Source organism: Bradyrhizobium sp. UFLA05-89, from assembly GCF_059803475.1.
This window is the reverse complement of record NZ_JBANBA010000015.1, coordinates 55802-69191: the sequence shown is the minus strand read 5'-3', so window position 1 is coordinate 69191 and position 13390 is coordinate 55802. Positions and strand designations below refer to the sequence as shown.

General features: G+C 64.0%; 15 protein-coding genes and 1 pseudogene. 6 read left to right on the top strand and 10 right to left on the bottom strand.

Translation table 11 applies throughout. The features are described 5' to 3' along the window. Positions 1-45 precede the first annotated feature (45 nt). Positions 46-1272, bottom strand: coding sequence for a lytic murein transglycosylase (locus tag SO139_RS10955; protein ID WP_449381738.1), 1227 nt, complete (start codon positions 1270-1272; stop codon positions 46-48). A gap of 91 nt (positions 1273-1363) precedes the next feature. On the opposite strand from SO139_RS10955, the gene SO139_RS10950 reads away from it, so the two are divergent. Then, positions 1364-1531 (top strand): hypothetical protein, encoded by a 168-nt coding sequence (locus SO139_RS10950; protein WP_449381739.1) that lies wholly within the window; start codon positions 1364-1366, stop codon positions 1529-1531. 11 nt (positions 1532-1542) lie between these two features. Here the strand turns inward: SO139_RS10950 and SO139_RS10945 are convergent, their stop codons facing one another. Further along, positions 1543-2043, bottom strand: a complete 501-nt coding sequence (locus SO139_RS10945; RefSeq protein WP_449381740.1) for a MarR family winged helix-turn-helix transcriptional regulator — start codon at positions 2041-2043, stop codon at positions 1543-1545. Between the two features lie 56 nt (positions 2044-2099). Here SO139_RS10945 and SO139_RS10940 point away from each other — a divergent pair, with 56 nt between their 5' ends. Both SO139_RS10940 and SO139_RS10935 read left to right on the top strand, forming a co-directional pair. Then, positions 2100-2579: a carboxymuconolactone decarboxylase family protein gene (locus SO139_RS10940; RefSeq protein ID WP_449381741.1), complete on the top strand. Its 480-nt coding sequence runs from the start codon at positions 2100-2102 to the stop codon at positions 2577-2579. A 28-nt stretch (positions 2580-2607) separates the two neighbouring features. Continuing rightward, positions 2608-3117: a cupin domain-containing protein gene (locus SO139_RS10935; protein WP_498540048.1), complete on the top strand. Its 510-nt coding sequence runs from the start codon at positions 2608-2610 to the stop codon at positions 3115-3117. Between the two features lie 37 nt (positions 3118-3154). Here SO139_RS10935 and SO139_RS10930 read toward each other — a convergent pair whose 3' ends face one another. From SO139_RS10930 to efp, 3 genes are all read right to left on the bottom strand, one after another. Further along, a complete protein-coding gene (locus SO139_RS10930; protein WP_449381743.1) occupies positions 3155-3367 on the bottom strand; it encodes a hypothetical protein in 213 nt (70 codons plus the stop codon). A gap of 324 nt (positions 3368-3691) precedes the next feature. Next, the gene (locus SO139_RS10925; RefSeq protein ID WP_498540047.1) at positions 3692-5299 is read right to left on the bottom strand and encodes a M23 family peptidase; all 1608 of its coding nucleotides are present in this window, start codon (positions 5297-5299) and stop codon (positions 3692-3694) included. A 53-nt stretch (positions 5300-5352) separates the two neighbouring features. After that, entirely contained in the window at positions 5353-5919 is a 567-nt protein-coding gene (gene efp / locus SO139_RS10920; protein WP_194476041.1) for an elongation factor P, read from the bottom strand. A gap of 162 nt (positions 5920-6081) precedes the next feature. Here efp and epmA point away from each other — a divergent pair, with 162 nt between their 5' ends. The 3 genes from epmA to SO139_RS10905 are packed head-to-tail and all read left to right on the top strand — an operon-like array spanning position 6082 to position 8526. Beyond that, a complete protein-coding gene (epmA, locus tag SO139_RS10915; RefSeq protein ID WP_449381745.1) occupies positions 6082-7134 on the top strand; it encodes an EF-P lysine aminoacylase EpmA in 1053 nt (350 codons plus the stop codon). Further along, positions 7131-8225, top strand: a complete 1095-nt coding sequence (locus SO139_RS10910; protein WP_449381746.1) for a lysine-2,3-aminomutase-like protein — start codon at positions 7131-7133, stop codon at positions 8223-8225. The genes epmA and SO139_RS10910 overlap by 4 nt, the downstream gene beginning before the upstream one ends. Before the next feature lie 46 nt (positions 8226-8271). Continuing rightward, a complete protein-coding gene (locus SO139_RS10905) occupies positions 8272-8526 on the top strand; it encodes a hypothetical protein (protein WP_449381747.1) in 255 nt (84 codons plus the stop codon). Between the two features lie 52 nt (positions 8527-8578). Here SO139_RS10905 and SO139_RS10900 read toward each other — a convergent pair whose 3' ends face one another. The 5 genes and pseudogenes from SO139_RS10900 to SO139_RS10880 all read right to left on the bottom strand — a co-directional run bounded on the left by SO139_RS10900 (position 8579) and on the right by SO139_RS10880 (position 13103). Next, positions 8579-9664, bottom strand: a complete 1086-nt coding sequence (locus SO139_RS10900) for a 3-deoxy-7-phosphoheptulonate synthase (protein ID WP_449381748.1) — start codon at positions 9662-9664, stop codon at positions 8579-8581. A gap of 235 nt (positions 9665-9899) precedes the next feature. Beyond that, positions 9900-10478 carry an HdeD family acid-resistance protein gene (locus tag SO139_RS10895; RefSeq protein WP_449381749.1) on the bottom strand — a complete coding sequence of 193 codons (579 nt, stop codon included), beginning with the start codon at positions 10476-10478 and terminating at the stop codon, positions 9900-9902. 71 nt (positions 10479-10549) lie between these two features. Next, entirely contained in the window at positions 10550-11581 is a 1032-nt protein-coding gene (locus SO139_RS10890; RefSeq protein ID WP_498540063.1) for a PrsW family intramembrane metalloprotease, read from the bottom strand. A 535-nt stretch (positions 11582-12116) separates the two neighbouring features. Then, positions 12117-12385 (bottom strand): annotated as a pseudogene (locus SO139_RS10885) (hypothetical protein). Positions 12386-12482: 97 nt separating this feature from the next. After that, positions 12483-13103, bottom strand: coding sequence for a hypothetical protein (locus SO139_RS10880; protein WP_498540046.1), 621 nt, complete (start codon positions 13101-13103; stop codon positions 12483-12485). Between the last annotated feature and the right edge of the window lie 287 nt (positions 13104-13390).

Sequence of the window (13390 nt, the reverse complement as noted above, 5' to 3'; positions counted from 1 at the left end):
AAAAGGAGGTGCAGGCCGCGGAGGATGTGAGCTTACGCCAAGGTATCAGCCACCCTGCCGCAGCTTCGCCAGCACCTTCAGCCCGCCATAACCATCCGTGGGTGTGATGCCAGCCCTTTGCTGAAAATCCTTGATCGCTTTCATCGTATCGTTGCCGACGCGGCCATCGGTGCCGCCGGTGTCGAATCCGGCTTTCGTCAATCGCGTCTGCATCTCCTGCACCTCGGCGAGCGTCAATGCGCGCTCCGAGCCGGGGAAAGGCTGGATGAAGGGCGGCGCGCCGAGGCAACGGTCGCCGAGATGGCAGATCGCCAGCGCATAGTTCATCGATGGATTGTAGCTCTTCACCGAATAGAAGTTTGGCCCCAGCAAGAACGTCGGCCCGCCCGCGACCGGCGTCCAGATCTGAGCCGAGGCATTGGGTTGCGGAAATGGCTGGCCGTCGGCGCGCGTGACGCCAGCGGCTTGCCAGGCCGCATATGTTCGACCGCCGCTTAGGTTGCCGGGCGCGCGTACCTCATAACCCCAATGCTCGCCGCGATGCCACTTGCCGCGGTTGACCAGATATTTTGCCGTCGAGCCCAGCGCATCATCGGGCCTGCCGAATGGTGAGACCTTGCCGTCGCCGTCATAGTCGATGCCGACATTGAGCCAGACTTCCGGCATCCACTGCGAATGCCCCATCGCGCCGGCCCAGGAGCCGTGCATCTCTTCCGGCGTGCTCCAGCCCTTGTCGACGATGCGTAGCGCGTTGATCAGCTCGGTCTGCCAATAGGCCTTTCGGCGCGGCTCGTTCCAGGCGAGCGCAGCAAGCGAGGGAAAAACCGGCTTCATGTGGTTCTGCTGCACCAGCGGATCGCCATAGGCGGATTCCACGCCCCACAGCGCAAGCAACGTGCCGCGCTCGACGCCGAAATCACGCTCGATGCGGGCGAACAGTGCCTCGTTGTTCTTCAGAGCGATCTTGCCGTTGATGATGCGCCAGTCGGAGACGCGGCGGTTGATGTACTGCCAGACCTGTTCGTTGAACTCCGGCTGGTTGCGGATCTCCTTGAACACGCTCATGTCCGGCTCGACATGCGCCATCGCGCGCTGCCAGGTGGCGGCCGAAATGCCCTTCGCCATCGCGCGTGCACGAAAACTCTCGCGCCATTCCTCGAAGCCGGGCGGGGTGGCTGCAAGGGCAGGCGAAGCGATGAGGGCGGCCGCGCCGAGCAGGGATTGCAGCGCACTGCGACGGGTCGGGTGGGGTGAGGAATCAGGCTGGTTCATGCGGGCAGTTTAGCCGGAAGCAGGCGCTCTCGTTGGTGAAACCTGAAGCCGGAGGGGCGACTTTCGGCCCATCGGTTTACGGAACTTTCGCATGTCATTGCACAGAATGACGGCCATGCAGGAGCTATTCGACCTCATCCGCGCCAATCCATGGCCCTTTGCCGCCGGGTTGATCGTCGTCATCGTGGCGATTCTGGCGGAACATTACGGACGCGGTGGCGATGGCACCGAATTCCCTGACATTTCCTGGGACGACTAGACCGGGTCTTCCTAGTCCGCCTGCAACTCCGTTGCGATCCGCGCCAGCCAGCGGCGGATGGTAGTTTCGGCCTTCGCGTCGAGCCCTGCGGCAAGGCGCTGCTCCAAAGCGAGAACACGCTCCCGGCATGTCTTCAGGAGTATCTTGCCGCGCGCTGTCAGCGTCCATTGCAGGATGCGGCCGTGCACGGGATGGGGCGACTTGCGGATCGCGCCGTCGCGTTCGAGATTGCCGATGATTACGCCGACGGTCTGCGGCGTCAAAAAGGTCAGGCGGGCGACCTCCGCTCCGGAGAGACCGGGATAGGCCTTCAGCATGGTCAGCACCGCAAATTGCGGTGGCGTGACGCCGAGATCGGTGAGGCTGCGCTCCATGCTGAGCCTCACGGCGGCCTGGGCCTGGCGCAAGAGATAGCCGAGATAGCCCGCTTCGCCGCGTTTGCCTTCGCCGGGAGCGGGCGGAGCGATTGTCCGCTCCAGTTGCATATTTGTGATCCGACGAGGCTTGCGCATAATATCAGAGCCCTGATAACTTGTAAGTACACTGACAATATCAGGAGGTGAGGTCCATGTCACACGCCCGCAGTGAATATGAAGACTTCAAGGCGCTTGCCCCGGACGCCTATGACATGACGCTCGCGCTTGGCCAGCTTGCAGCCAAGGCCGGCCTCGACAAGCATCTGCTCGAGTTGATCAAGCTGCGCGCCTCGCAGATCAACGGCTGCGCTTTCTGCGTGCAGCATCACATCCTGCTGTCCGAACGGCTCGGCGTACCCATCGACAAGCTCAATCTGGTCGCAGTGTGGCGCGAGGCGCCGATCTTCTCGGCGCGCGAGCGGGCGGCGCTCGCCTGGACCGAGGTGCTGACATTCCTGCCCGAGGGTGTCAGCGACGACGTCTATGCCGAGGCAAGCCGCGAATTCTCGGCGGTGGAGCTAATGTACCTGACCTCGGCGATCGCCTCGATCAATGTCTGGAACCGCTTTGGGGTCGCCTATCGCTGGACGCCGCCGCAGCGGCCGGCCGTGGCGCACGCCAAGGCGTCATGATCCGTTACCCTTTCGGGAGGACACAAGAATGTCGTCAACGATATCAGCCATCTCCACTGCTCCCTGGCGGCTTCAATCGCGACCGCTGTCGCTCGCGATCGTCGCGGGGTTCGCCTGCGCGTTGGCCGTTGGAAAGGCGCTGCCGGTAACGATGGACACCGTCTCCGGTGTGCTGGCGCCGCTGTGCGCCAACGCAGCGGATGGATCGTCGCTCGACAAGGTCGAGCCTATCGGCTCCTATGCGCTGCCGAACGTGCCGGGTAAGCGTGTCACCATCGTGCGCGTCACTTACGGCCCGGGCGGCTTCTCGCGGCCGCACCGGCACGCCGGTTCCGTCACCGCCTATATCACCAAGGGCGAGATCCGCTCTCAGCTCGGCGGCGGCCCGGTCGAGACCTTCACAGTCGGGCAATCCTTCTTCGAACCGCCGGGCTCGACGCATCTGGTGTCGGCGAATGCGAGCAACACGGAGCAGGCGGAGCTGATCGCCGTGTTCGTGGCGGATGAAGGCGCCCAGCTCACGACGTTCATCGACTAACGCTGTGTGGTTAGAATGGCGCCGGCGTAAGTTCGCGCTATTGCGTCGCCTTGCCGGCGCCCGACACCATCGACTTCCAGTCGATCGCGGAGGCATGATCGGAATGGATCATGCGCTCGAAGTTGCGTTTGGCCTTGCCCGTGTCGTGATTGATGGAGGCATCCTTCAGCATGGCGGAGGCATCCCGATGCGCGCACAGCAGAAATACGGTGCTCGCAAGCACGGCCAATGTGGATGGTCTTTTCTGCATGATCCGGACATCCTATTCGGTGTAATCAGTGGCGCGCGACGTGCCGCACAATAGGGGCTCGCGGCGCGTTCCGGAACCGAGGGCAGCGTCAGAAGATCGTGAACCACGGAAGTTCCGAACCTAACCGACGCGCCTCGACCTTCTGCGCCGGCTGTCGCGATATTGCATCTCGGACGTCATAGCCTGCGGCCATTCCCACACTGCGAATGCCGACGATGATGGGGATTGGGGACATCGCGACTGTGAGAGCATTTTTGCATGCCATTGGCGTTCCAAACGCCAGGATGTTCAAAGCGCCTCGCATTGCGCCAAGCGCGGCTCGCCTCAATTGTCTTCGCTGCTTGAGCCTTCGCGCTGGTCCGGCTTGACCGCATCTTCGGGTAGCGCGTGCGCAAGCGGTTGCGCCGCGCCGGCGACCTCCGGGCCGATCTCGCGGCCGCGGCCGCGGATCAGGCGTTCATAGGCGGAGACGAGGGTGACGTAGGGATTGACCCAGATCCAGCCGTCGCGGGTGAACACTTGGACGTCGAAATGCAGGTGCAGCGAGGTGCCGCCGGGATGGTCAAGATAGTTGGAGATCACGCCGATCTTCTCGCCCTCGCTGACGGCGTGGCCGTTGACGAGGCCGTCGGCGTTCATCGCGGAGGGGTTCATGTGCATATAGCGGAAGCGGATATGCTCGGTGCGGCTGTTGACCTGGAGCGTCGCCGCTTGGTCATTCGGCCCGCGGATCACGGTCGCATCGCGCACGGCGACGACGCTCCGCTGCTTGGGGTCGCAGCGTTGGCCGGCGTCAGTATTCGCCGCGCAATCGGCGGCGCGGATGTCCTCACCCTGGTGGCCATAGCCGCCCGGGCACTGCCAGACCGCGAAGCTGCGGGACTCGCAAAAATTATCGCGCCAGGGATAAGTGGCCGGCCCGTCGATCCGGTCGCGCTTGCCATAGGATTGCGAGCGGACGAAGGCCGTCGCCTTCGCCAGCGGAAAGCGAATCTGCGCATAGGCCATGACGTCGGGATGGCCCGTCTGCTTGCGGTAGCCGGTGTTGGGAATGATGTCGCCGCTCGGCCGGTAGTCGAAATCCGCCGATCGCCCCAAAGGCCGATCGACGATTTCGGAGGCGATGTCCGTCAGCGGACGCACGCGCTGGCCGCCTGCCACATGCAACGCCTTCAGGAAACGCTCCGCGACCGGGTAGGCCTCCTTGCAGGCGAGCCGCCGCGGCTTGGCAACGCTGTCGAGGCACTGGATCGACACGACATAGGCGGCGCCGAAGCGGCTGAAGGCGTAGCGCACATAGCCTTCGCGGATGAAACGGCGCAGATCCGGATATTGGCCGGATAGGGACTTGACCGGCTCGCCCTTGCCGCCGGCGGGATCGGCAAGATCGTAAATCAGGGCGGAACCAGTGATCTGGACCTCTACCGGCTTTGCGAACACCCGTTGCGGCAGGCCGTCGCCGGCACCCGGCTCGAGCGAGAAAACGGCGTTGTAGCCGGCAGGTCCCGCATCGAACAGGTCGGCCGCACTGAAGTCGGACTGGTAGCGGGTAAGCGACAGGTTCGCTGGCGCGCCGCTGCGCTGCGCGTCGAGATAGGCGGCGGCATCGAAGGGCAGCAGCACCGGAACGGAGCTGCGGGCGATACCTGAGAAGAATTGCGAGGAAACCCCGTTGAGTTGCACCAGCGCTGGCAGCGCGCGAGGGTCGAAGCGGCCGACCGATCGGCGCTGTGCGAACACGAAGTCACCGGCGATCGCGGGATGGGCGTTGATTTCGCTGCGGAGCTGGTCGAGAGCTACACGCCAGTCGATGCGCAGCGCCGTGAGCGAGGGGGTGCGGAATTCGTCCGCGGACAGCGGCACCGCCTCGGCAACCAGAAGCGTAAGCAACCCCAGAAGAGACGAGACGAAGCGGAACCTGTGCCTGCCCACTGTTGTCCCGCCCCCCGGCGACCTTGCCTGTTCCGACCGCTCGGCCGCTTTGCCTAGTCCTTGGCGCGCTCGGAGTATGAGCCGTCTTCAGTCATCACCACGATGCGGGTGCCGACCGAGATGTGCGGCGGCACGGTGGTGCGGATGCCGTTGGAGAGCACGGCGGGCTTGTAGGACGACGAAGCCGTCTGGCCCTTGGTCACCGGCTCGGTCTCGACCACTTCCAGTGTCACGCGCTGCGGCAGAGCGAGCGAGACCACGTTGACATCGTGGGTCGACAGCTTGACGGTCATGTCTGGCTGAAGATAGGCGGCGGCATCGCCGACGACGTCCTTGGGGACCTGGACTTGGTCATAGGTCTCGGGGTTCATGAAGTGGAAGCCGTCGCCATCTTCATAGAGGAACGTGTAGTTGCGCTCTTCGATCGTGGCCTTCTCGACCTGGTCGGTGGTCTTGTAGCGCTCGGAGATCTTTACCCCGTCCGAGATTCGGCGCATTTCGATCTGGCTGACCGGCGTGCCCTTGCCGGGATGGATGTTCTCGGCGCTCACGACGACATAAAGCTTGCCGTCTTGCTCGATCACGTTGCCCTTGCGAATAGAACTGGCGATGACTCTCAAAGCTGTATTTCCTGCTTGCTTAGCCCGGCACCGGCCAGGGCGTGGTCAAATTGATGGGGGACTGCGGGCCTTGAGTCGGACCTCGGCGCCCTTTTCGGGCCGCAACATACTGATTTTGCCGTTGGATGCCAGCATTTTGCTGCCCCCCGGGATGGTCCGTTGATGGTTGGGGACAAGCCCATCAGCCCGTTTTGGGCCCCCAACCGGCACATCGACCGACGACCGTTCCTCCAGGCAAGGGGGGCGATCACGGCGGCAGTCCGGGCCTTCTTCGCCGAGCAGGGCTTTGTCGAGGTCGAAACCTCGGTTTTGCAGGTCTCGCCGGGCAATGAAACCCATCTGCATGCGCCCCGAACCGGGATCATTCGCCCCGACGGTAGCGCGGTGACGCGGTATTTGCGGACTTCGCCGGAATTTGCCTGCAAGAAGCTGCTTGCGGCCGGTGAGCCCCGGATTTTCGAGCTGGCGCGGGTGTTCCGCGACCGGGAGCGGGGCGACCTGCATCTGCCCGAATTCACCATGCTGGAATGGTACCGCGCTGGCGCCCCCTATGACGCCATCATGGCCGACTGCGTCGTCGTGATCGCACACGCCGCGCAGGCGACCGGAATCGGCCGGTTCTCATTCCGTGGCCGGACCGCCGACCCCTCCGCGGAGCCGGAGCTTTTGACGGTTGCCTATGCCTTCGAGCAATTCGCAGGCATCGACCTGCTGTCGACCATTTTAGGCGACGAGGGCGACCGCGATGCGCTCGCCGCTGCCGCCGGGACGAAGGTGCGGGTGACGGAGGACGACACCTGGTCGGATATCTTCAGCAAGGTCCTGGTCGAGCACGTCGAGCCGCATCTGGGGCAGGGGCGTTTGACCATTCTGTTCGAATACCCATCTCCCGAGGCAGCGCTGGCCCGGGCGAAGGCGGACGATCCGCGGGTCGCCGAACGGTTCGAGGTCTATGCCTGCGGGGTGGAGCTTGCCAACGGCTTCGGCGAATTGACCGATGCCCCGGAGCAGCGCCGGCGCTTTCAACTGTCGATGGCGGAGAAGCAGCGGCGCTACGGCGAGGCGTATCCCCTGGACGAGGATTTTCTTGCCGCCGTCGGCCAAATGCCGGAAGCGAGTGGCGTGGCGCTCGGCTTCGACCGGCTGGTGATGCTGGCGAGCGGCGCACAACGGATTGATCAGGTGGTATGGACGCCGCCTCAGGGTGAGACATGACGAAGGCCAATCTTGCACGCACCTTGCGTGAGCCCAGCGAGCTCGTAGAGCGCGGTCTCGCGCCGGCCCCGGAGCTCGCGGCGCTCGAGCGCGTCGCCTCGCGCTACGCGGTCGCGATCACGCCGGAGCTCGCCAGTCTCATCGACAGCTCAGATCCCGATGATCCCATCGCGCGGCAATTCGTTCCGAATGCTGCGGAACTCGAGGTCCAGCCGGGCGAGGATGCCGATCCGATCGGCGATCACGCCTGGTCGCCGGTTCCTGGCATCGTGCATCGCTATCCCGACCGGGTTCTGTTCAAGCTCGTGCACGTCTGCGCGGTCTATTGCCGCTTTTGCTTCCGCCGGGAAATGGTCGGCCCGGGCAAGGAGAACGCGCTGTCGGAGAGCGCCTATCGCGCAGCGATCGCGTATATCCGCGCGCGCAGCGAGATCTGGGAGGTGATCCTTACCGGCGGCGATCCCCTGATGCTGTCGCCGCGGCGGATGGGCGAGATCATGGCCGATCTCGCCGGGATCGATCACGTCAAGGTCATCCGCCTGCACACCCGCGTGCCGGTGGCCGATCCCGACCGCGTCACCGACGAGATGGTCGCCGCCTTGAAGGTGAAGGGCGCCACGACCTGGGTCGCGCTGCACGCCAACCACGCCCGCGAGCTTACGGACAAGGCGCGCGACGTCTGCGCCCGCCTCGTTGATGCCGGTATTCCGATGGTCAGCCAGTCGGTGCTGTTGCGCGGCGTCAATGACAGCGTCGCCGCTTTGTCGGATTTGATGCGTGCTTTCGTCGAATGCCGGATCAAGCCCTACTACCTGCATCACGGCGACCTCGCGCCGGGCACGTCGCATCTGCGCACCACGCTCGCGGACGGGCAGGCCTTGATGCGCGAGCTGCGCGGCCGGGTGTCGGGATTGTGTCAGCCGGAGTTCGTGCTCGATCTTCCCGGTGGCGCCGGCAAATCACCGGTTGGCCCGAATTACGTGTTGGCGGTGCAAAATACCGCAGCCGCCAAAGGTGATGCGGCGTCGGAAACGCGCTATCGTATCGTTGACTATTGCGGCGACGTTCATCTCTATCCGCCTGAGAGCTGAGCGGACAAGACGAGGACGCACCGGCCTTTCGGAGTGGAGGAGCAGAATGAGAAAAATCGTCGTGGCACTGTCGCTGCTGGTCCTGTTCGGCGGCACGGCCATCGCCCAGACCGGCAGCAAGGGATCGACGACGTCGGGTCAATCCGGCGGCGGATCCGTACTGCCCGCACCGGTCGGCCATCGCCAGCCGCGCGCCTCGGACGTGCCGAACGAGAAGAACCTCAGCGATCCCAGTGATCCCCTGAGCAAGGAAAACCAGGCGCTCGACAAGAAGATCAAGAGCATCTGCCGCGGGTGCTAGGTTATTCTCCGCGGGCAGGGCGCGACAGCTCGCCCCGCCCGCAAGGGTCCGCCTAGGCAGAGCGCTCGTGAATGCCCGCGCGCTGTGCGTTGCGCCGGATCTCGACCGCGTCGGCGAGCTGCTCGAGCGCACTCGCCGTCGTCGTCCAATCGATGCAGCCGTCGGTGATGCTCTGGCCGTAAGTGAGCGGCTTGCCCGGCACCACGTCCTGGCGGCCGGCGACGAGGTTGCTCTCGATCATCACGCCCATGATGCGGCTCTCGCCACCAGCGATCTGGCCGGCGATGTCGGCGGTGACGATCGGCTGGTTCTCCGGCTCCTTGCTCGAATTGGCGTGGCTCGCATCCACCATCAGGCGCGGCCCAACGCCGGACTTGGCGAGCTCGTTGCAGGCCGCCGCAACGCTCGCAGCGTCGTAGTTCGGCTTACTGCCGCCGCGCAGGATGATGTGGCAGTCCTCGTTGCCGGCGGTTGACGCGATCGCCGAGCGGCCGCGCTTGGTCACCGCCATGAAATGGTGCGGATGGGCGGCCGATTTCACCGCGTCCGCAGCGATGCGAACATTACCGTCGGTGCCGTTTTTGAAGCCGACCGGGCAGGACAGCCCCGATGCCAGCTCGCGATGGATCTGGCTTTCGGTCGTGCGCGCGCCGATCGCAGCCCAGGACACGAGGTCGGCGATGTATTGCGGTGTCGTCATGTCGAGGAATTCGGCGCCGGCGGGCAGGCCGAGATTGTTGACGGCCGAGAGCACGCTGCGCGCAAGCCGCAGGCCCTTGTTGATGTCGAAGCTGCCATCGAGGTCGGGGTCGTTGATCAGACCCTTCCAGCCGACGGTGGTGCGCGGCTTCTCGAAATAGACCCGCATCACGATCTCGAGCTGGTCGGCAAGATCCTCGCGCAGGCGTGCGAGCTTATCGGCGTAGTCGATCGCGGCCTCGGGATCGTGCACGGAGCAGGGCCCGACGACGACCAGAAGGCGGTCGTCCTGGCCGTTGAGGATGGCATGGATCGCATTGCGCGCCGCCATTACCACGCGGGTTGCGGTGAGCGTGCGCGGGATCTCCCGCATCACCTCTTCCGGCGTGCTCAGCTCTTTAAGTTCGCGGATGCGAAGATCGTCGGTCGTGCTCAGCACGGCGGGCTCCTGTTGTTAGAGAACCTGCCGGCCAATAAAAAAGCCGCCAGGTCTGGCGGCTGTTCAGATGTCTTGCTGCAATGTGTCAGATTGAGCGCGATCCTCCCGCCGCCAGCGAGCTGTCGTAGCTAAAGTACCAAAAATAGCTGGTGGCGAAGGTGATCATGGCGGGCTCTATAGCGCAGCATTTAGGGCTTGTCACCCCCCAAACAAGAGGGTGAGCGCGACGCGCCGATCAAGTGTTGCTGTTGCGTGCCGCAAGCGAGATGCCGATCAGCGTGGCGCCGCCGAACAGGAGGTTGATCCCGACGAGGATACCGATCGCCCATTCCGCCGAGCTGGGCAGGCCCGTGATGACCAGGAACGAGATCACGATGTCGACGAGGCCGGAGATCACGAGCCACGACCAGCGGCCGGTCAGCTCGCGGCGATGCTCCAGCGCATACATGATGGTGGCGACGCCTTCGGCGAGGAAATATGCCCCGAGCACGATCGTCAGCGTCAGCACCGCCTGCATCGGCCGCGCCAAAAGGACCATGCCGGCGAGCACGGCGAGCGCCGCGGAGATCAATGACCACCAGAAGCCCGGCATGCTGCGCGCCCAGAAGGTCACGAGCAGCCCGCCGATGCCGCTGATCAGGAACATCCAGCCGAGGAAGATCGTGATCGCAAGGCTCGCGAGCGGCGGCAGGATCAGCGCGGCGATGCCGAGAATGACGAGCAGGATGCCTTCGAACAGGAAGGCTTTCCAATGCGCCTTGACTGCTCGGCTCATGGCGGACTGCAAGCGCGCAAATTGCTCGGGCGACGTCATGGAGACCTCCAGGGCCGCAACGACGAGATGCGGCTCACTCTAGTGTGTGCGTTCCGCGGTGACCACCCGCCTCAGGGCGCGGATGAGAACCCTTCCGCGCTGGTGCGGATGCGGTTGCGGCCGAGAACGTAGATCGCCGTTGTGACAACCAGTAGGGCGATACCGAGCAGGATCGAGGTCAGACCGATGGGAATGAGCACCAGGGTCACGTTGTGATCGGGATTGACCAGCCAGTGATGGATCGAGGTCAGCACGAAGGCGAGGCCGACAAAGCCGACGCCGCCGCCGATCACCAGCAGCGCCCACATGCGCCGGAGCTGGCTGAGGCGCTCGCGCGCGACCTCAGTGCGCGGCGCGTGGTGGCGCGCGACACGCCGCACCAGGCGGATGGCGAAAGCGATCGAACTGAATCCGATCAGAAGGCTCGCCGCGCCGAACCACATCCGCACATTCGGGTCGAGGTCGGGCATCCGCTGCAAGGTCAGCAGCGGAAAATCGAAGCTCGCATGCAGTGCGAGCGGCCCCATCAGCATCAGGACGCGGCTAGAGAAACGCGCCCAGTCGCGATGATGACGATGCGCGCCGAGCGCCGTACCCGAGCGGGCGATGGCGAGATAGGCTCCCGCAATGATGCCGAGTGCGCCGTGAAAGGGCACTGTGAGCACGCTGCGCAAGGCCGCGAGCGCGCGCCACATGTCGGCATGCTGCACGAGATAGGCGAGGTTTTCGTAGGCGGCAAAGCCGAGCCCGACTGCGGCGCCATAGACCACTGTGTCCATCGGATTGGCAAAGGTCCGCCGCTTGGTCGAGGAGACCAGCACGATGGCGATGACCTTCACCGCTTCCTCCGGCAGCGCCACGCCGAAGATCGAATGCATGGCGAGCGCTGCCCAGGGATCGTCGGGGGCTGCGACCATCTTGGCGAACGGCGCACGCGCGAGCCCCAGCAGCGAAATGCTGGCCGCGCCGAGCAGGAAGGCGGTCCAGACCTGGGCCGGCGGGCCGGGGCGCTCTTCGGCCGCGATGACGAGCCAGAGCATCAACAAGGCCGGTGCGACGGCGGCCGTCCCGATCACGGTCGGCAATGCTTCAAGCAGTGTCATCATCGGCTGGACAATAGGTTCCCTTGGTCAGCTTATCCACTTGAAGCGATGCGACGATGTGTCATGTGCTTGCTGTCGCAACGCTTAACGGTCCCGACAGCTTCCGTTCATCAGTGCGCGGCGCGCGAATCAAAAGCCCCAGCGCAATCAAGTGCATAACCATTTCCGCTCGATTTTTACATCAAGCACCGCGCACATTGCATAGAGCGATGATTAGTCCGAAAAATCAAAGAATTCAGACCTTTTCTTCGCGCCACGATGCGCGCGTTCGTACCGCGTGTCCATAAGCGAAATCGCAAAAGCCGGGCAGGCGGAGGCACTTGGAGCGCCTATCGTTGAGGCGGCGATTGGTTGCGGCGCGAGCGCACCTGCTCCAGCTGCCAGAAGACCCGCACAAAACATGAGCCTAGGCAAATGATGATGAGCAATAGCACGACGGCCTGATCGGGAGCGGCAAGGTGTATCATGCCCCTGACAAAGCAACAGCTATGCCATCTGTTCCCGGCGGCGCTCCGCGTCCGATGCAGACGCGCCGCTAGTGCAGCTCACCTGTCGCCGCACCCGCATATGAGCTGTCGGAAGCTGATTGAGCGTCGGGCGAGATGTCGAACGCGCCGAGATGGAATTCATCGCCGACGGCATCGGCCGACGGCACGTGCGCGAGGAGCGTGAAGGCCGCATCGGGATATTGCTGCCAGACCTGAGGTCGCCCTCCGTGATTGTCAGCCAGCCGAACGTGTACATGTAGCGTCCAGGCTCGGTGACTCGGCCGACGCGTTCCCAGGTGATCTTGTTGACAGCCATTCGGTCTCCGATCGCAAGCGAGCAATGACAACGATGGCCGCGCACAAGGCACGGTCGACATGAGTTTGCCTCAGCAATTTGGGCCAAGACAAGGCAATCAGTCGAACGCGGTTAAGACCGCCCCGCGGCCATCGAGACCATGGGCCGGCCCGTCATCGCGAAAGCACGTGACCGCGACGCACGGGGGCAACCAGCCGACGACTTCGCAGGTCGCAACGAGGCCGATCAACCATGCGATGTTGAGCAGTCCGAGGCTCGCCACGACTGCCGTCGTGAAGGCACCGGCACCGCCAAGGAGAGGCGTGACAGCGAGCAGCGTGAGCTCGTATGCGCCGTAGGCACAAAGGAGCGCAAGCGTGAGCACGAGCAGCGTGCTCTTCGAGGAGAGATGCTGGAGCACGACTGATGCTGCCGCGGTCGCAGTCAGTGCGGCGGCACCGATCGCAAGGCCCCAGGCCATCGTGCTTGGCTCGATCGGATAGTGAAGCGCGGCGAACCCGATGGTCTGATTGACGAGCCACGCACCGGCGACGACAAGCAGCGCCGGCCGTAGCGGCAGTGTCGCCGCGGCAATGACCGAGAACGCCGCAAAGGGCGTTGCACAGGCGAGCGCGAAGCTCGCAAGCATGCATGAGACGATCAGCAGCGCGAAACTGAAGGCCGGTGCATGGTGTGGCTCGACCGGACGAAGGCGGACGTCATCGACGGAAGGCAGCATGAAATATCCTCTCGTCGAACTCTATTACATTTTCAGATCTGCGACAGTCCGGATGAGGTCTCGGGCTGGCGGAACCTAGATATCACCGGCCGATGAGCAGGACGATCGTCGCCAAGACAATGGCGAACCCGATCGCGGGGAGGATGATCCAGACTGTTTCGTTCCTCATGCCGACCGATGAGGCCGGAATTCGCGGTATTGCGATAGCTATACGTTGGTTTCGGCAAGTCCGGCGCTGGCTCCCCCGGCGGAGCCGGTAGTTCCTTCAAACTCAATTGGTTGATGAG